This window comes from Pseudomonas sp. TH43 (assembly GCF_016650635.1).
GTDB lineage: Bacteria > Pseudomonadota > Gammaproteobacteria > Pseudomonadales > Pseudomonadaceae > Aquipseudomonas.
On sequence record NZ_JAEKFI010000002.1, the window covers coordinates 68949 to 85718 of the forward strand.

General features: G+C 60.1%; 17 protein-coding genes. 13 read left to right on the forward strand and 4 right to left on the reverse strand.

What is annotated here, in order from left to right; genetic code table 11:
* Window positions 1–235: 235 nt before the first annotated feature.
* From JFT81_RS07225 to JFT81_RS07255, 7 genes are all read left to right on the forward strand, one after another.
* Complete coding sequence (locus tag JFT81_RS07225) at window positions 236–826, forward strand: amino acid synthesis family protein (RefSeq protein WP_201226727.1); 591 nt, start codon at window positions 236–238, stop codon at window positions 824–826.
* 30 nt (window positions 827–856) lie between these two features.
* Window positions 857–1690 carry an alpha/beta fold hydrolase gene (locus JFT81_RS07230; protein WP_201226728.1) on the forward strand — a complete coding sequence of 278 codons (834 nt, stop codon included), beginning with the start codon at window positions 857–859 and terminating at the stop codon, window positions 1688–1690.
* Window positions 1687–3168 (forward strand): aldehyde dehydrogenase, encoded by a 1482-nt coding sequence (locus JFT81_RS07235; RefSeq protein ID WP_201226729.1) that lies wholly within the window; start codon window positions 1687–1689, stop codon window positions 3166–3168. The genes JFT81_RS07230 and JFT81_RS07235 overlap by 4 nt, the downstream gene beginning before the upstream one ends.
* 12 nt (window positions 3169–3180) lie before the next feature.
* A complete protein-coding gene (locus JFT81_RS07240; RefSeq protein WP_201226730.1) occupies window positions 3181–3666 on the forward strand; it encodes a flavin reductase family protein in 486 nt (161 codons plus the stop codon).
* A gap of 131 nt (window positions 3667–3797) precedes the next feature.
* Window positions 3798–4187 (forward strand): carboxymuconolactone decarboxylase family protein, encoded by a 390-nt coding sequence (locus JFT81_RS07245; protein WP_102356542.1) that lies wholly within the window; start codon window positions 3798–3800, stop codon window positions 4185–4187.
* A 58-nt stretch (window positions 4188–4245) separates the two neighbouring features.
* On the forward strand, window positions 4246–4998 hold the full coding sequence (locus JFT81_RS07250) for a GntR family transcriptional regulator (RefSeq protein ID WP_103305749.1): 753 nt from the start codon (window positions 4246–4248) through the stop codon (window positions 4996–4998).
* 1 nt (window position 4999) lies between these two features.
* Complete coding sequence (locus JFT81_RS07255; protein ID WP_201226731.1) at window positions 5000–5563, forward strand: NUDIX hydrolase; 564 nt, start codon at window positions 5000–5002, stop codon at window positions 5561–5563.
* A gap of 124 nt (window positions 5564–5687) precedes the next feature.
* Here JFT81_RS07255 and JFT81_RS07260 read toward each other — a convergent pair whose 3' ends face one another.
* Entirely contained in the window at window positions 5688–5984 is a 297-nt protein-coding gene (locus tag JFT81_RS07260; protein ID WP_201226732.1) for a DUF1330 domain-containing protein, read from the reverse strand.
* 68 nt (window positions 5985–6052) lie between these two features.
* On the opposite strand from JFT81_RS07260, the gene ribBA reads away from it, so the two are divergent.
* The 5 genes from ribBA to JFT81_RS07285 all read left to right on the forward strand — a co-directional run bounded on the left by ribBA (window position 6053) and on the right by JFT81_RS07285 (window position 11474).
* On the forward strand, window positions 6053–7162 hold the full coding sequence (gene ribBA / locus JFT81_RS07265; RefSeq protein WP_201226733.1) for a bifunctional 3,4-dihydroxy-2-butanone-4-phosphate synthase/GTP cyclohydrolase II: 1110 nt from the start codon (window positions 6053–6055) through the stop codon (window positions 7160–7162).
* Between the two features lie 354 nt (window positions 7163–7516).
* Window positions 7517–8542 carry an ABC transporter substrate-binding protein gene (locus tag JFT81_RS07270; protein WP_201226734.1) on the forward strand — a complete coding sequence of 342 codons (1026 nt, stop codon included), beginning with the start codon at window positions 7517–7519 and terminating at the stop codon, window positions 8540–8542.
* Window positions 8539–9486, forward strand: coding sequence for an ABC transporter permease (locus JFT81_RS07275; protein ID WP_201226735.1), 948 nt, complete (start codon window positions 8539–8541; stop codon window positions 9484–9486). Before JFT81_RS07270 ends, JFT81_RS07275 begins: the two co-directional genes overlap by 4 nt.
* Before the next feature lie 6 nt (window positions 9487–9492).
* The gene (locus JFT81_RS07280) at window positions 9493–10302 is read left to right on the forward strand and encodes an ABC transporter permease (RefSeq protein ID WP_123533497.1); all 810 of its coding nucleotides are present in this window, start codon (window positions 9493–9495) and stop codon (window positions 10300–10302) included.
* 17 nt (window positions 10303–10319) lie between these two features.
* Window positions 10320–11474 carry an ABC transporter ATP-binding protein gene (locus JFT81_RS07285; RefSeq protein ID WP_201226736.1) on the forward strand — a complete coding sequence of 385 codons (1155 nt, stop codon included), beginning with the start codon at window positions 10320–10322 and terminating at the stop codon, window positions 11472–11474.
* 201 nt (window positions 11475–11675) lie between these two features.
* Here JFT81_RS07285 and map read toward each other — a convergent pair whose 3' ends face one another.
* Complete coding sequence (gene map / locus JFT81_RS07290) at window positions 11676–12467, reverse strand: type I methionyl aminopeptidase (RefSeq protein ID WP_103305742.1); 792 nt, start codon at window positions 12465–12467, stop codon at window positions 11676–11678.
* Entirely contained in the window at window positions 12464–12691 is a 228-nt protein-coding gene (locus JFT81_RS07295) for a ParD-like family protein (RefSeq protein WP_007918027.1), read from the reverse strand. Before JFT81_RS07295 ends, map begins: the two co-directional genes overlap by 4 nt.
* A gap of 320 nt (window positions 12692–13011) precedes the next feature.
* On the opposite strand from JFT81_RS07295, the gene JFT81_RS07305 reads away from it, so the two are divergent.
* Entirely contained in the window at window positions 13012–13947 is a 936-nt protein-coding gene (locus tag JFT81_RS07305; protein WP_201226738.1) for a Ppx/GppA family phosphatase, read from the forward strand.
* Between the two features lie 445 nt (window positions 13948–14392).
* Here JFT81_RS07305 and metE read toward each other — a convergent pair whose 3' ends face one another.
* Window positions 14393–16681 (reverse strand): 5-methyltetrahydropteroyltriglutamate--homocysteine S-methyltransferase, encoded by a 2289-nt coding sequence (gene metE / locus JFT81_RS07310; protein WP_201226739.1) that lies wholly within the window; start codon window positions 16679–16681, stop codon window positions 14393–14395.
* Between the last annotated feature and the right edge of the window lie 89 nt (window positions 16682–16770).

A 16770-nucleotide genomic window follows, 5' to 3' on the forward strand; every position in this document is an offset into this window, starting at 1 on the left:
CCCTGTAGGAGTGAGCCTGCTCGCGATAGCGGTGTGTCAGTTGGCGAATCCTTACCTGACACACCGCTATCGCGAGCAGGCTCACTCCTACAGGGGATCGTGGGGGCTTTGGGATTTGAATGCATGACCATTCGCCGGAGTGATGCGGCAAATGTTGCGAGGGGGACTTGCACGATCGGTATTATGGTATACCATCAGACGCACAGACACTCTCAATCCCTCAACGGAGCAGCTCATGAGTTTCGAAATTCGCAAGATCGTCAGCTATGTAGAAGAGACTTTCATTGAAGGCGGCAAAGCCACTGACAAGCCGGTGACCATGGTCGGCCTCGCCGTGGTGATGAAAAATCCTTGGGTGGGCAACGGTTTCGTTGAAGACCTAAAGCCGCAGATCCGCGCCAACTGCTCCGACCTCGGCGCGATGATGGTTGAGCGTCTGGTCGGCATCATTGGCGGTGCGCAAAAGATCGAGGCTTACGGCAAAGCGGCGGTGGTAGGTGCTGACGGCGAGATCGAACACGCCTCCGCCGTGATTCACACCCTGCGCTTCGGCAACCACTATCGCGAAGCGGTAAAAGCCAAGAGCTACCTGAGCTTCACCAACAAGCGCGGTGGCCCGGGCACGTCGATTCAGATCCCGATGATGCACAAGGACGACGAAGGCCTGCGTTCGCACTACATCACTCTGGAAATGCAGATCGAAGACGCGCCGCGTGCCGACGAAATCGTCGTCGTGCTGGGTTGCGCCGACGGTGGTCGCCTGCACCCGCGCATCGGTAACCGCTACATCGATCTGGAAGAACTGGCTGCCGAAAAAGCCCAGTAATCACAATAAAAGGCATTGCAGGAGCGCTCCATGATTCGGCTCACCGCTGAACTCACCCCGGCTGGCACCAGTTTCCTGGCGACCGGCCAAGGCCAGCCCGTGGTTTTGATCCACGGCGTGGGCCTGAACAAAGAAATGTGGGGCGGCCAGATCGTCGGCCTCGCCACGCAATACCAGGTGATCGCCTACGACATGCTGGGCCACGGTGCCAGTCCGCGACCGGCCAGTGGCACCGACCTGCTCGGTTATGCCGATCAATTGCTGGAGCTGCTCGATCATCTCAATCTGCCGCAGGCCGCAGTGATCGGCTTCTCCATGGGCGGGCTGGTAGCGCGGGCATTCGCCTTGCATTACCCGGAGCGCCTGCAAAGCCTGGTGGTGTTGAACAGTGTGTTCAACCGAAGCAAAGAACAGCGTGCCGGTGTCATCGCGCGTACGGCGCAGGCCGCCGAACACGGCCCGGACGCCAATGCCGAAGCGGCGTTGTCGCGCTGGTTCAGTCGCGAATATCAAGCTGCCAATCCAGCGCAGATCGCTGCGATCCGCCAGACCCTGGCCGGCAATGATCCGCAAGGCTATCTGACCACCTACGAACTGTTCGCCACCCAAGACATGTACCGCGCCGACGACCTGGGCAGCATTCAGGCGCCGACGCTGATCGCTACCGGCGAACTCGACCCCGGTTCGACCCCGGAAATGGCCGAGCAACTGGCCTGGCGCATCCCCGGCGCGAAGGTTGCCGTGCTGCCCGAGCAACGGCATATGATGCCGGTAGAGTCGCCGCGCCTGGTCAATCAGACGTTGCTGGAATTTCTCCAATTCGCACACTCCCGACAAAACCATATAAAGGGGATCGTTGCATGACACTCGCACGCTTCCAGATGTGCATCGGCGGAGAATGGGTCGACGCCCTCTCCGGCAAGACCTTCGAAAGCCTCAACCCGGCGTCCGCTCAGGCATGGGCGGAATTGCCCGACGCCGATGAAGCAGATGTCGAACGCGCCGTGCAATCGGCACAAAGCGCTTTCGACAGCCCGGCATGGCGCGGCTTGACCGCCACCGCGCGCGGCAAACTGCTGCGCCGTCTCGGTGATCTGATTGCCGAGAACAAGGAACACCTGGCGCAGCTGGAAAGCCGCGACAATGGCAAGCTGATCCGCGAGACCCGTGGTCAGGTCAGCTATCTGCCGGAATTCTTTCACTACACCGCAGGTCTCGCCGACAAGCTCGAAGGCGGCACGCTGCCGCTGGATAAGCCCGACCTGTTCGCCTACACCGTGCACGAAGCGATGGGCGTGGTCGCCGCGATCATTCCGTGGAACAGCCCGCTGTACCTGACCGCGATCAAACTCGCCCCGGCCCTCGCCGCCGGCAATACGATTGTGATCAAACCGTCCGAACACGCCTCGGCGACCATTCTTGAGCTGGCGCGTTTGGCCCTCGAGGCCGGGATTCCGCCGGGCGTGGTCAACGTCGTCACCGGTTACGGCCCGAGTACTGGCGCTGCCCTCACCCGCCATCCGCTGATCCGCAAGATCGCCTTCACTGGCGGTGCAGCGACCGCGCGGCATGTGGTGCGCAGCAGCGCCGAGAACTTCGCCAAACTGTCGCTGGAACTGGGCGGCAAGTCGCCGAACATCATCTTCGCCGATGCCGATCTGGACAGTGCGATCAACGGCGCGATTGCCGGGATCTACGCGGCCTCAGGTCAAAGCTGTGTGTCGGGTTCGCGCCTGTTGGTGCAGGACGAAATCTACGACGAATTCGTCAATCGGCTGGTCGAGCGCGCCCAGCGCATTCGCATCGGCAACCCGCAGGAAGACGCCAGCGAAATGGGCCCGATGGCCACCGCGCAGCAACTGGCGGTGGTCGAAGGTCTTGTCGCTGATGCCATCGCTGAAGGTGCGCGTTTGCGTACTGGCGGCAAGCGCCCGACGGGTCTCGGCGAAGGCTGGTTCTACGAGCCGACGCTGTTCGAATGCGACCGTAATTCGATGAAGATCATGCAGGAAGAAGTCTTCGGCCCGGTAGCTTCGGTGATCCGTTTCAAAGATGAAGCCGAAGCCCTGGCGATCGCCAACGACTCGCAGTTCGGCCTCGCCGCCGGCATCTGGACCCGCGACCTCGGTCGCGCCCATCGCCTCGCGCGCGACGTGCGTTCGGGGATCATCTGGGTCAACACCTACCGTGCGGTGTCGGCAATGGCGCCGATCGGCGGCTTCAAGAACAGTGGCTATGGACGCGAAAGCGGCATCGACTCGGTGCTGGCCTACACCGAACTGAAAACGGTGTGGATCAACCTTTCTCAGGCACCCATGCCTGATCCGTTTGTGATGCGCTAGGAGTCCTGCGAAATGATCGAACCCGGCATTTACAAAGACGTCATGAGCTCGTTCCCGTCCGGCGTCACGGTGGTTACGACGCTTGACCCGGACGGCGGCATCGTCGGCATTACCGCCAGTGCCTTCAGCGCGCTGTCGATTGACCCGGCGCTGGTGCTGTTCTGCCCCAACTACGCTTCCGACACATACCCGGTACTGCGCGACAGCAAGAAATTCGCGATCCATTTGCTGTCCGCCGACCAGACCGCCGAAGCCTATGCCTTCGCGGGTAAAGGCAAGGACAAGGCCAAGAGTATCGAGTGGCATTTGAGCGAACTCGGTAACCCGATCCTGGCCAAGGCGACGGCGATCATCGAATGCGAGTTGTGGCGTGAATACGATGGTGGTGATCACGCGATCATTGTTGGCGCGGTGAAGAATCTGATCCTGCCCGAGCAACCGGTGACGCCGATGATCTACCACAAAGGCAAGCTCGGCCCGTTGCCAACCCTTGCTTGAGAGAACAATGCAAAACCCTGTGGGAGCTGGCTTGCCAGCGATGACGTCGGAACATTCAACATCAATGCTGACTGAACCACCGCTATCGCTGGCAAGCCAGCTCCCACAGGGATTGAGGTGAGGCAAAGAATATGAGTAACGAGAAGTATGAGAAAGGCCTGAAGATCCGCACTCAGGTATTGGGCGAAGCCTATGTGCAACGCTCGATGGAGAACGCCGACGACTTCACCCGCCCCCTGCAGGAAATGGTCACTGAATACTGCTGGGGTCATGTCTGGGGTCGTGAAGGCTTGTCGCTCAAGGAGCGCAGCATGATCAACCTGGCGATGATCTCGGCGCTCAACCGTCCGCACGAACTCAAGCTGCATGTGCGCGGCGCCTTGCGTAACGGCCTGAGTCGTGAGCAAATACGCGAAATTCTGCTTCAGGTCGGCATTTATTGCGGCGTCCCGGCGGCCGTGGACAGTTTCCGGCTCGCCCGTGAAGCCTTCGCCGAAGCCGACGCCGAGGCCTCCAGTTAACCCCTCGGCTGTTTTGATGCCCGTCTGGCATGGACAGCCACAGTAAAGAGCGGACCCCATGAAACGCCAGCCACTCGACGACAGCTTCAAGGTCAATCGCAACCCCGTTACCCTGCGCGAAATCGTGCTGGATAAACTGCGTAGCGCGATCATGAATTTCCAGCTTATGCCAGGAGATCGTCTGGTCGAGCGCGATCTGTGCGATCGCCTGGGCGTCAGCCGTACTTCGGTGCGCGAAGCCTTGCGTCACCTCGAATCCGAAGGCCTGGTGGAATTCGCCGACGCCAAGGGCCCGCGCGTGGCGATCATCACCCTCGCCGACGCCGTCGACATCTACGAACTGCGTTGTGTGCTTGAAGGCCTGATCGTTCAGCTGTTCACCCTGCGCGCCAAAGCCAAGGACATCAAAGCCCTGGAGAAGGCCCTCGACGAGAACCGCAAGGCACTCAAGGACGGCGAACTGCAACAGGTGATCGACTCGGTGCAGGGCTTCTACGACGTACTGCTGGAAGGTTCGGGCAACCATGTCGCGGCGACTCAGCTGCGTCAGTTGCAGGCGCGCATCAGCTACTTGCGCGCGACTTCGGTTTCTCAGGAAAACCGTCGCGGCGCCAGTAATCAGGAAATGGAAAAAATGGTCGCGGCGATCAAGAGCGGTGATCCGCTGGCGGCGCATCAGGCCTGTGTTGATCACGTTCGCGCGGCGGCTGCCGTTGCTCTCGATTACCTCAAGCGCAAGCAGGAAGAGACCGGGGCTACCCCGCCGATCACCCTGCCGATCGCCTTGAAAGAACCCCGTATAGGTCACTGATATGTTCAGCCCGAGCTATTGCCCGAAATGCGGTGGCCCTGACCTCGGTCAGCAGATACCGGCGGGCGATACGCACGAGCGCCTGATGTGCCGCGGCTGCGGCTACATCCACTACATCAATCCGAAGATCATTGCCGGCTGCATCATCGAGCAGGACGGCAAATATCTGCTGTGCCAACGGGCGATCCCACCGCGCCCGGGCACCTGGACGTTGCCGGCCGGTTTCATGGAAAGCGGCGAAACCACCGAGCAAGCGGCCATCCGTGAAGTCTGGGAAGAAAGCGGCGTGCGCGCGGAAATCGTTTCGCCGTATTCGATCTTCAGCGTGCCGAAGATCAGCGAGGTCTACATCATCTTCCGCGCCATCGCGTTGGAGATCACCGGGCAGTACGGGCCCGAGACCCTGGATTACAAATTCTTCGCCCCCGAAGACATCCCGTGGGAGCAGATCTATTACCCGGCGATCCGGCAGATTCTCGAGCGCTATATCGAAGAGCGCCAGGCTGGGATTTACGGGATCTACATGGGCAACGACGACAGCGGCAAGATTCACTTTATCCGCTGAAAACGCAGTCCGCTCTTTGTAGGAGTGAGCCTGCTCGCGATAGCGGTGGGTCAGTCGTGATGATGTTGACTGATGAAACGCTATCGCGAGCAGGCTCACTCCTACAGGGGTTCTGCGGTGTCTGTTAGATAGGGGCGATGCCCTCGACGATGACGATCTGCGCCTTTGCCCATTCCTCGCGGTAGCTTTTCGCTTCCTGGTACGCCGCCGAGTGGTAGCACGCCACCGCTTTTTCGTAGCTCTCGAACTCGATCACCACGCTGCGTTGCGGCGTCTCGCGCCCTTCCATCGCTTCGCTGCGCCCGCCTCTGGCCAGAAACTTCGCGCCGAACTCGGCGAACGCCGCCGGCGCGCGCTGGGTGTATTGGCTGTAGTGATCGGCATCGGCTATATCCACATGAGCAATCCAGTACGCCTTCATAGTGACCTCTTTGTTGATTTTGTATTATGGTATACCAATATATTTCCAACGAACCCTGAGAGTCCAGCATGGCCTTCAACAGCATCGAAGAAATTATCGAAGATTACCGCCTCGGCAAAATGGTTCTGCTGGTCGATGACGAAGACCGCGAAAACGAGGGCGACCTGTTGCTGGCCGCCGACCGTTGCACGCCCGAGGCAATCAGCTTCATGGCCCGTGAAGCGCGCGGGCTGATTTGCCTGACGCTGACCGACGACCATTGCCAGCGTTTGGGCCTGGAGCAAATGGTGCCGGCCAATGGCAGCGTGTTCAGCACCGCGTTTACTGTGTCGATTGAAGCAGCGGTTGGCGTAACCACCGGTATTTCCGCTGCCGACCGCGCCTGTACGGTTGCGGCCGCCGTAGCAAAAGATGCGCGCGCTGAAGACCTGGTGCAGCCGGGTCATATCTTTCCGTTGCGTGCCAAGGAAGGTGGCGTGCTGACTCGTGCCGGCCATACCGAAGCGGGTTGTGATCTGGCGCGCCTCGCCGGTTTCACCCCCGCCTCGGTGATTGTCGAAGTGATGAATGACGACGGCACCATGGCTCGTCGCCCAGACCTGGAAGTGTTCGCTCGCAAGCACGGGATCAAGATCGGCACCATTGCCGACCTGATCCACTACCGCTTGAGCACTGAACACACCATCGAGCGAATTGGCGAACGCGAGCTGCCGACAGTGCACGGCACGTTCCGTTTGATCACGTTTGAGGATCGCATCGAGGGCGGCGTGCACATGGCGATGGTCATGGGCGATCTGCGCCGTGAAGAGCCGACGTTGGTGCGCGTGCATGTGATCGACCCGCTGCGTGATCTGGTCGGCGCCGAGTACAGCGGGCCGACGAACTGGACGCTGTGGGCGGCGCTGCAACGGGTGGCCGCTGAAGGGCATGGGGTTGTGGTGGTGCTGGCCAATCATGAGTCATCGCAGGCATTGCTGGAGCGAGTGCCGCAACTGACCCAGCCGCCACGACAGTTCAGCCGCTCGCAGTCGCGGATTTATTCGGAGGTGGGGACTGGGGCGCAGATTCTGCAGAACCTCGGCGTTGGCAAACTCCGCCATCTCGGCCCACCGCTGAAATACGCCGGCCTGACCGGCTATGACCTGGAAGTGGTCGAAAGCATCCCCTTCACCGAATAACCGTTACGAGTGATCCCCTGTGGCGAGGGGATTTATCCCCGTTGGCCAGCGTAGCTGGCCCCTAATCCTGCGAAAGCGATCCGTCTGGAATATCGCCTTTTCTGCTTTCAGGGCTGCTCCGCCGCCCAACGGGGATAAATCCCCTCGCCACAGTTTCATCCACTGCACATTTTCGGTGAAAGCCAAAAAACGCGTCTGCCAGATAACCGGTAAGGCAAAGTGCTTGCACAAAGCTTGGAATACCATAATATGATATTCCATAGACCGGACGCTCCAACGAACGTCCAGCTACTGCTCCCGTCAGGCGGGCAACAATGCAAGCCCGCTCAAAAACACAACAATGAGGGCGTAAAAATGGTGTTGAACAAAGCTGCAACCGCGATCTTTTTTGCGGGACTGCTCAGCGTCACCGGCCAGGCTGCAATGGCTGCCGAAAGCGTGAACTTCGTCAGCTGGGGCGGTAGCACCCAGGATGCGCAGAAACAGGCTTGGGCCGATCCGTTCAGCAAGGCCAGCGGCATCACCGTCGTGCAGGACGGCCCGACCGACTACGGCAAACTCAAAGCCATGGTCGAGAGCGGTAACGTGCAGTGGGACGTGGTCGATGTCGAAGCCGACTTCGCCCTGCGCGCCGCGGCTGAAGGCCTGCTCGAACCCCTCGATTTCAAAGTCATCCCGCGCGACAAGATCGACCCGCGTTTCGTCAGCGACTACGGCGTCGGCTCGTTCTTCTTCTCCTTCGTCCTTGGCTACAACGAGGGCAAACTCGGCGCCAACAAGCCGCAGGACTGGAGCGCCCTGTTCGACACCAAAACCTATCCCGGCAAACGCGCCCTCTACAAATGGCCAAGCCCTGGCGTGCTCGAACTGGCGCTGCTGGCCGACGGCGTAGCGGCCGACAAGCTCTACCCGCTGGATCTGGATCGTGCCTTCAAGAAACTCGACACCATCAAGAAAGACATCGTCTGGTGGGGCGGCGGCGCGCAGTCGCAGCAGTTGCTGGCGTCCGGTGAAGCGAGCATGGGCCAGTTCTGGAACGGTCGCATTCACGCCCTGCAAGAAGACGGCGCCCCGGTCGGCGTGAGCTGGAAGCAGAACCTGGTCATGGCCGACATTCTGGTGATTCCAAAGGGCTCGAAAAACAAGGACGCGGCGATGAAGTTCCTGGCCAATGCCAGCAGCGCCAAAGGCCAGGCCGACTTCTCCAACCTGACCGCCTACGCCCCGGTCAACGTCGACAGTGTCGCGCGCCTGGACTCGGTGCTGGCCCCGAACCTGCCGACTGCCTACGCTAAGGATCAGATCACTCTTGATTTCGCGTACTGGGCCAAAAATGGCCAGGCCATCGCGACACGGTGGAACGAATGGCTGGTCAAATGAAAATGGCAGCCATCGCGTCCCGTCCCTCCACTGCCACCGGGAGCGCGACCAGCGCTGCCGGTTCGGCCCACGGAACACAGGCGGTTGCGATGCAGCAAGCCCCGTCCCTCAGACAACGCTGGCGCGGCGCCGGCAACCTCGTCCCGGCGCTGTTGTTCATCGGCCTGTTCTTTCTCGCGCCGTTGATTGGCCTGCTGTTGCGCGGCGTGCTCGAACCGACGCCTGGCCTTGGCAACTATGAACAACTGTTCGCCAACTCGGCGTATGCCCGCGTGCTGCTCAACACCTTTTCGGTGGCCGGCCTGGTGACGCTGTTCAGCCTGCTGCTGGGCTTTCCGCTGGCCTGGGCGATCACATTGGTGCCGCGCGGCTGGGGTCGCTGGATCCTCAACATCGTGCTGCTGTCGATGTGGACCAGCCTGCTCGCCCGCACCTATTCATGGCTGGTGCTGCTGCAAGCGTCGGGCGTGATCAACAAGGCCTTGATGGCGATGGGCATCATCGATCAGCCGCTGGAAATGGTGCACAACCTGACCGGCGTGGTAATCGGCATGAGCTACATCATGATCCCGTTCATCGTGCTGCCGTTGCAGGCGACCATGCAGGCCATCGACCCGATGATTCTGCAAGCCGGCTCGATCTGCGGCGCCAGTCCGTGGACCAACTTCTTCCGGGTGTTCCTGCCGCTGTGCCGGCCAGGCCTGGCGTCCGGCGGGTTGATGGTGTTCGTGATGTCGCTCGGTTACTACGTGACCCCGGCGCTGCTCGGCGGGGCGCAGAACATGATGCTGCCCGAGTTCATCATTCAGCAGGTGCAATCGTTCCTCAACTGGGGCCTGGCGAGTGCCGGCGCCGCGTTGCTGATCGCGATCACTTTGGTGCTGTTCTACTTCTACCTGAAGCTTCAGCCGGAATCCCCGGTTGGCGCCAGTAACGCGAGGTAAGCCGACATGCTCCTGACTCCCAACGCGATGAGCCGGCGCATGCGCTTCGGCCTCTACGCCACCACCGGGCTGATCGGTTTGTTCCTGCTGTTGCCGATCGTTTTCATCGTGCTGCTGTCGTTCGGTTCATCACAGTGGCTGGTGTTTCCGCCACCGGGCTGGACGCTGAAATGGTACGGCCAGTTCTTCTCCAATCCTGACTGGATGAACGCCGCAGCCGCCAGCCTCAAGGTTGCCATACTGACGACAATCTGCGCCGTGGCCCTCGGTTTGCCGACTGCGTTTGCGCTGGTGCGCGGACGCTTTCCTGGCCGGGAAATGCTTTACGGTCTGTTCACCCTGCCGATGATCGTGCCACTGGTGATCATCGCCGTGGCGGTGTACGCGCTGTTTCTCAAGCTCGGTTACACCGGAACGATGTTTGCCTTTGTCGTCAGCCATGTGATCGTCGCGCTGCCGTTCACCATCATCTCGATCATCAATTCGCTGAAGCTGTTCGATCAGTCGATTGAAGACGCGGCGGTGATCTGCGGTGCCTCGCGCCTGCAAGCGGTGTTCAAGGTGACGTTCCCGGCGATTCGTCCGGGCATGGTCGCCGGCGCCCTCTTCGCCTTTCTGGTTTCGTGGGACGAAGTGGTGCTCAGCGTGATGATGGCCAGCCCGACCCTGCAAACCCTTCCCGTGAAAATGTGGACCACCTTGCGCCAGGATCTGACGCCAGTGATCGCCGTCGCCTCGACGCTGCTGATCGGCTTGTCTGTGTTGGTCATGGTCATCGCCGCCGCACTGCGCCGGCGCAACGAAATCAGCGCCTGAGCGCCCAGGAGTACGACATGAGTGCCGTGATCAAAGACGCTTCCCAGCAGAACGACAAACCCCTGGTCAGCCTGCGCAATCTGAACAAGCACTACGGCGATTTTGCTGCCGTCGACAACATCTCGCTGGACATCAAGGACGGCGAGTTCCTGACCTTCCTCGGCTCCAGCGGCTCGGGAAAAAGCACCACGCTGTCGATGCTTGCCGGGTTTGAAACACCGAGCAGTGGCGAGATTCTGGTCAACGGCCAATCGTTGGTGAACGTACCGCCGCACAAGCGCGACATCGGCATGGTGTTCCAGCGTTATTCGCTGTTCCCGCATCTGTCGGTGCGCGACAACATTGCCTTTCCATTGGCAATCCGCAAACTCGCCGCTGCCGAACGCGACAAGCGTGTCGACGCCATGCTGAAACTGGTACAGCTTGACCAGTTCGCCCATCGCCGCCCTTCGCAACTGTCTGGTGGTCAGCAGCAGCGGGTCGCCATTGCCCGGGCGCTGGTCTACGAGCCACGCATTCTGTTGATGGACGAACCGCTCGGTGCGCTGGATAAAAAGCTGCGCGAAGATCTGCAGGATGAACTGCGCCAACTGCATCGCCGCTTGGGCATCACCATTGTTTACGTGACCCACGATCAGGAAGAAGCCATGCGTTTATCACAACGCATCGCGATTTTCAGTCACGGCAAGATTGTCGGTTTGGGCAGCGGTTACGACCTTTATCAGAATCCGCCGAATGCGTTTGTGGCGTCGTTTCTGGGCAATTCGAATTTCCTCAAACTCAAGGCGCAGGGCAATGCGGCGGCGAGTTTTGAAGGGCAGTCGTTGTCGATAAGGCTGACGGCTGGCTTGCACACGGATCAGGATGTGCTGTTGATGGTGCGGCCGGAAAAAGCGCAGGCGTTGAGCGCACAGCAGGCGCTCAATGAGCCGTTGGCGGCGGGTTGGAATGAGGTGTCGGCGAAGGTGGTGGAAGTACTGTTCCTCGGCGAGAGTCAAACGTGCAGCGTGGTGACTTCGGGCGGGACTTCGATGACGGTGAAGGCACTGTCGGCGGCGGGCATGCCGCTCAAGGCAGGGGATCCGGTGAAAGTGCGCTGGGCCACTGCCGACGCCTGCGTCTACACCGAATGGACCGAGAGCGACCTCAACAAGGCTGCCGGTTCTCACTGATAGCGAGTTGTCCGTGAGAATTTACCCCCTCACCCCAGCCCTCTCCCCCAGGGGGACGAGGGGGAAAGGGAGCTGATCTTCGTGCTATTCAAAATCCGGGGCGACTCGGTATCCCACGTCGACGCACCTCGAAAGAACACCTCGATCAGTCCCCTCTCCCTCCGGGAGAGGGCTAGGGTGAGGGGAACAGACGACGCGGTATCAAACAATAGCGCGATAGCCTTCGATCTCATCCGGCCACGCCGTGAGGATTTCGAAGCCCGTTTCAGTCACCGCGACCATATGCTCCCACTGCGCCGACAATGAGCCATCCTTGGTCAGTACGGTCCAGCCATCCGGCATGTTCTTCACATGACGCTTGCCGGCATTGAGCATCGGCTCCACGGTAAAAATCATCCCGGCCTTGAGCTTCATGCCCTGATTCGGGAAGCCGTAATGCAGAATCTGCGGTTCATCGTGGTAGACCTTGCCGATCCCGTGGCCGCAGTACTCGCGCACCACGCTGAAGCCTTCCTTCTCCGCCAGCGTCTGGATCGCGTGACCGATATCGCCCAAGGTGGCGCCCGGTTTGACCACGCGGATACCCGCGCACATGGCCTCGTAAGTGGTCTTGATCAGGTGCTGCGCCTCAGGCGTTGCCTCACCGACCACGTACATGCGACTGGTGTCGCCGAACCAGCCGTCCTTGATCACGGCGATGTCGAGGTTGACGATATCGCCATCCTTCAACGGCGTGCCCGACGGGATGCCGTGACAGACCACATCATTGACCGACGCGCAGACGGTTTTCGGAAAACCGTGATAACCGACGTTGGCCGGCACGGCTTTCTGCACATTGACGATGTAGTCGTTGCACAGCCGATCCAGCTCATCGGTGGTGACGCCAGCCTTGACGTGCGGCACCAGCATCGCCAGCACTTCGGCGGCGAGTTTACCGGCAGCGCGCGATTGGGCGATGTCGGCCGGGGTGTTGATCTTGATCTGGTTTCTCATGCGCTGACGGCTTCCTGAGTCAGTTGTTGCAGATCCAGCCCGCCGTTCTGTTCGGCGCGGATCAGCAAGCGGCAAATGGCGCTGTGGTCGAGGTTGGGGTGCAGCTCGGCGAGCATGCCGATGCGCATCCAGTGCTCGGCCTGCGCGTTGATCGAGCGGCTGAGGGCGTTGCTGGAGATACGCAAGTTCTCGTGCATGTCCTCTGAAATCTTTACGATGCCCATATTCAAATCCGATACGAAGTGTATATGGATCGTATATTAGCCAACCACCACCCAGAATTGCAAACACGCACAACCTGTAGAAGCTGCCGAAGGGATTTCACTGAATTTCAGGCAAAAAAAAAGCTGCCAAAACTGGCAGCCGAAAACTTTAAGAACACGCGATGTATTGGCCCAAGCATAGACGCCAAATAATGACAGTGTCATGACAACCGACAATTCACTGAACCGCCCCTGTCCCGTCATCAGGATGTCATCAAGACAACGGCAGAATCCTCGCAAACCGTCTTGAGCCTTGAGGCGGATGTTTTGCAAGGACTCCCATGAAAGAAGACGCCTCGCTGTTTGCCGCCATCGACCTGGGTTCGAATGCATTTCGCATGATGATCGGCCAATCGGTGCGCAGCAGAAAGGGCTTCATGATCCAGGAAGTGAAAACCTTGCGTGAGCCTGTGCGGCTGGCCGAGGGGTTTGATGGCGGCGCACTGGACGCGTTGGCACTCGATCGTGGCTGGCAGGCGTTGGCGCGCTTCGGCAAGAAATTGCGTGGTTTCGAGGCGGGCCGGGTTCGCGCCGTCGCCACCAGCGCCGTGCGTGAGGCCGACAATGCGCAGCTGTTTCTGGCCAGTGCCGAGCGGCATCTGGGCTTTCGAATCGACGTCATATCCGGGCAAGAAGAGGCGCGACTGGTGTATGCCGGTGTCGCGCACACCTTGCCGGGCGCTGAGGATATGCGCTTGGTCGTCGATATCGGCGGCGGTTCCACCGAGCTGATTCTGGGTCAGGGCTCGCAGCCGTTGCTGACCGAAAGCATCGCCATCGGCAGCGGCACTTTGAGCACGCGGTTCTTCCGCGGTGGCGACATTTCTCCCGGCGCCCTGCAAGAAGCCGAACGCGTGGCCATCCTGCAATTTGAACAAGTCGCGCGGCGCTATCGGGCTCAGGGCTGGCAGCAGACCATTGGTTCCTCAGGCACAGCGCGCATGTTGGCCAAAGTGCTCAAGGCCAATCACCTCAATGACTTCGGCAAGGGTGGCATCACCTATGCCGGGCTGTTGCGTTTGTCATTGCTGTTGCTGAAGGTGAACAACGTTCAGCAACTGAAACTCGCCGGCCTGCAACCTCATCGCCAGAGCATCCTGCCCGGCGGCCTGGTGTTGATGCTGGCAGCATTCAAAGTCTTCGGCATCTCGCAAATGGCCCCCTCCGAACCGGGCCTGCGCCTCGGCGTACTGCACGGCCTGATGAGCAACCACTGACCTTTGTAGGAGCAGAGCTTGCTCGCGAAGGCGGCGTGTCTGACGACACTTGTCTCGCCTGACCCACCGCGATCGCCAGCAGGCTGGCTCCCACAATGTTTATGGGCAGAACCAAAAAACTGTGTGGCTGGCTCGCCAGCGATGCGGTTATTACATTCAAGGAAAATTGCGAACGTGCTGACGCCTTCGCGAGCAAGCTCGGCTCCTACAGGGTTTGGCGGCGTACACACAATCACTGTAGGAGCAGAGCTTGCTCGCGAAGGCGGCGTGTCTGCCGACGCTTGCTCGCCTGACCCACCGCAATCGCCAGCAGACTGGCTCCCCCAATGCTTGGCGGCGTACACACAATCACTGTAGGAGCAGAGCTTGCTCGCGAAGGCTGCGTGTCTGACGACACTTGTCTCGCCTGCCCCACCGCAATCGCCAGCAAGCCTGGTTTAGCGCTTCAAGCCAGTTCTTTGCGCAACTGTCGTGCAGCGGTCACCATGTGTACCAACGCTGCTTCGGTTTCCGGCCAGCCGCGGGTTTTCAGGCCGCAGTCCGGGTTGACCCACAGGCGCTCGGCTGGAATGCGTTTGGAGGCCTTGCGCAGCAAGTTGGCCATTTCCGATGCATCCGGAATGCGCGGCGAGTGGATGTCGTAGACGCCCGGGCCGATTTCGTTCGGGTAAGCGAAGGCTTCGAAAGCGTCGAGCAACTCCATGTCCGAACGCGACGTTTCGATGGTGATCACGTCGGCATCCATCGCCGCGATGGACTCGATCACATCGTTGAACTCGCTGTAGCACATGTGTGTATGGATCTGCGTTTCGTCACGCACACCGCTGGCGCACAGACGGAACACTTCGGTCGCCCAGTCCAGATAATGCTGCCACTGCGCCTGACGCAACGGCAGACCTTCACGGAACGCCGCTTCATCGATCTGTACGATCTTGATGCCGGCGGCTTCCAGATCGACCACTTCGTCGCGGATTGCCAGCGCCAGTTGTCGAGCCTGCACTTCACGGCTGACATCTTCACGCGGGAACGACCACATCAGCATCGTCACCGGACCGGTCAGCATGCCTTTCATGACCTTGTCGGTCAGGCCCTGGGCGTAGCGGATCCACTCGACCGTCATGGCTTTCGGTCTGCTCAGGTCGCCGAAAATCACTGCCGGTTTCACACAACGCGAACCGTAGCTTTGCACCCAACCGAAACGGGTGAACACGTAGCCGTCGAGTTGCTCGGCGAAGTACTCGACCATATCGTTGCGTTCGGCTTCACCGTGCACCAGCACGTCGAGGCCCAAGCGCTCCTGGATTTCCACCGCGTGGCGGATCTCGCTGTGCATCGCCTCGGTGTATTCGGCGGCGCTCAGCTTGCCTTGCTTGAACGATTGGCGTGCCAGACGGATCGACGCGGTTTGCGGGAAAGAACCGATGGTCGTGGTCGGGAACAGCGGCAGATCCAGCCCGGCGCGCTGCTTGGCGATTCGCTTTGCAAACGGCGATTGACGCTGACTGTCGTTGGCGGTGATCGCGGCAACACGCGCCTGAACGGCGGGTTTGTGAATACGTGGCGACGCAGCGCGAGCAGCCTGCACCGAACGGCTTTCGGTCAATGCGCGGAGCACTTTGGGCGCTTCCGGTTCGTTGACGGCGTGCGCCAGAACAGCCACTTCTTCGCACTTTTGCACAGCGAATGCCAGCCAGCTCTTCAGCTCGGCATCGAGTTTATCTTCACGTCCCAGATCCACCGGGCTGTGCAGCAGCGAGCAGGACGGCGCGACCCACAGGCGATCACCCAAACGCTCATGAGCGTGCTGCAAGGTGGCCAAGGCATTCTCCAGATCGCAGCGCCAGACGTTACGGCCGTTGACCACACCCAGCGACAACACTTTATAAGCTGGCAAGCGATCAAGAATGGTCGGGTATTGTTCCGGCGCACGCACCAGATCGATGTGCAGACCGTCGACTGGCAGGTTCGCCGCCAGGCCGAGGTTTTCTTCCAGGCCACCGAAGTAAGTGGCGAGCAGTTTCTTCAGCGGATCGCGCTGGATCTGGTTGTAGGCACGCTCAAAGGCGTTTTTCCATTCCTGCGGCAGGTCGAGCACCAGAATTGGTTCGTCGATCTGCACCCACTCCACGCCTTGGGCAGCAAGGCGCGCGAAAATCTGGCCGTACAGCGGCAGCAAACGATCGAGCAATTCCAGTTTGTCGAACTCGGCGCCTTTGGCCTTGCCCAGCCACAGATAAGTCAGTGGACCAATGATCACTGGCTTGACGTTGTGACCCAGTGCACGGGCTTCATCGACTTCTTCGAAGAGCTGATCCCAGCCCAGCTGGAACTGTTGATCGGCGCTGAACTCAGGGACCAGGTAGTGATAGTTGGTGTCGAACCACTTGGTCATTTCCTGTGCGTGGGCACCGCCGCAGCAACTGTCGCTGACGCCGCGCGCCATGCCGAACAGGGTTTGCAGGCTGGCTTTGCCATCGTGCGGACGAAAACGCTCAGGGATCACTCCGAACATCAGCGAGTGGGTCAGAACCTGGTCATACCAGGCGAAGTCGCCGACCGGCAGCAGCTCGATTCCGGCGTTCTTCTGCAAGTCCCAGTGCGCCTTGCGCAGTTCGCGACCGACGTCACGCAGGCCGGCCTCGTTCAGTTCTCCTTTCCAGAACGCCTCTTGCGCTTTCTTCAGTTCGCGGTCGCGACCGATGCGCGGAAATCCAAGGGAATGGGCCAGTGCCATAACAAACAACTCCAATGTCTTGTTGATGGCGCCATTGTCGGCATCGGCGACGAGTGAGACAAACTCATATTAATATTGATCATCACAAG

What these genes read in the sequence shown, in the direction of transcription:
- JFT81_RS07280 (WP_123533497.1), top strand. Translation starts at nt 9,493, where the DNA reads ATGCTCCTGACTCCCAACGCGATGAGCCGGCGCATGCGCTTCGGCCTC.
- JFT81_RS07230 (WP_201226728.1), top strand. Translation starts at nt 857, where the DNA reads ATGATTCGGCTCACCGCTGAACTCACCCCGGCTGGCACCAGTTTCCTG.
- JFT81_RS07295 (WP_007918027.1), bottom strand. Translation starts at nt 12,691, where the DNA reads ATGGGCATCGTAAAGATTTCAGAGGACATGCACGAGAACTTGCGTATC.
- JFT81_RS07250 (WP_103305749.1), top strand. Translation starts at nt 4,246, where the DNA reads ATGAAACGCCAGCCACTCGACGACAGCTTCAAGGTCAATCGCAACCCC.
- ribBA (WP_201226733.1), top strand. Translation starts at nt 6,053, where the DNA reads ATGGCCTTCAACAGCATCGAAGAAATTATCGAAGATTACCGCCTCGGC.
- JFT81_RS07275 (WP_201226735.1), top strand. Translation starts at nt 8,539, where the DNA reads ATGAAAATGGCAGCCATCGCGTCCCGTCCCTCCACTGCCACCGGGAGC.
- JFT81_RS07240 (WP_201226730.1), top strand. Translation starts at nt 3,181, where the DNA reads ATGATCGAACCCGGCATTTACAAAGACGTCATGAGCTCGTTCCCGTCC.
- JFT81_RS07245 (WP_102356542.1), top strand. Translation starts at nt 3,798, where the DNA reads ATGAGTAACGAGAAGTATGAGAAAGGCCTGAAGATCCGCACTCAGGTA.
- JFT81_RS07285 (WP_201226736.1), top strand. Translation starts at nt 10,320, where the DNA reads ATGAGTGCCGTGATCAAAGACGCTTCCCAGCAGAACGACAAACCCCTG.
- JFT81_RS07260 (WP_201226732.1), bottom strand. Translation starts at nt 5,984, where the DNA reads ATGAAGGCGTACTGGATTGCTCATGTGGATATAGCCGATGCCGATCAC.
- JFT81_RS07235 (WP_201226729.1), top strand. Translation starts at nt 1,687, where the DNA reads ATGACACTCGCACGCTTCCAGATGTGCATCGGCGGAGAATGGGTCGAC.
- metE (WP_201226739.1), bottom strand. Translation starts at nt 16,681, where the DNA reads ATGGCACTGGCCCATTCCCTTGGATTTCCGCGCATCGGTCGCGACCGC.
- JFT81_RS07305 (WP_201226738.1), top strand. Translation starts at nt 13,012, where the DNA reads ATGAAAGAAGACGCCTCGCTGTTTGCCGCCATCGACCTGGGTTCGAAT.
- JFT81_RS07255 (WP_201226731.1), top strand. Translation starts at nt 5,000, where the DNA reads ATGTTCAGCCCGAGCTATTGCCCGAAATGCGGTGGCCCTGACCTCGGT.
- JFT81_RS07225 (WP_201226727.1), top strand. Translation starts at nt 236, where the DNA reads ATGAGTTTCGAAATTCGCAAGATCGTCAGCTATGTAGAAGAGACTTTC.
- map (WP_103305742.1), bottom strand. Translation starts at nt 12,467, where the DNA reads ATGAGAAACCAGATCAAGATCAACACCCCGGCCGACATCGCCCAATCG.
- JFT81_RS07270 (WP_201226734.1), top strand. Translation starts at nt 7,517, where the DNA reads ATGGTGTTGAACAAAGCTGCAACCGCGATCTTTTTTGCGGGACTGCTC.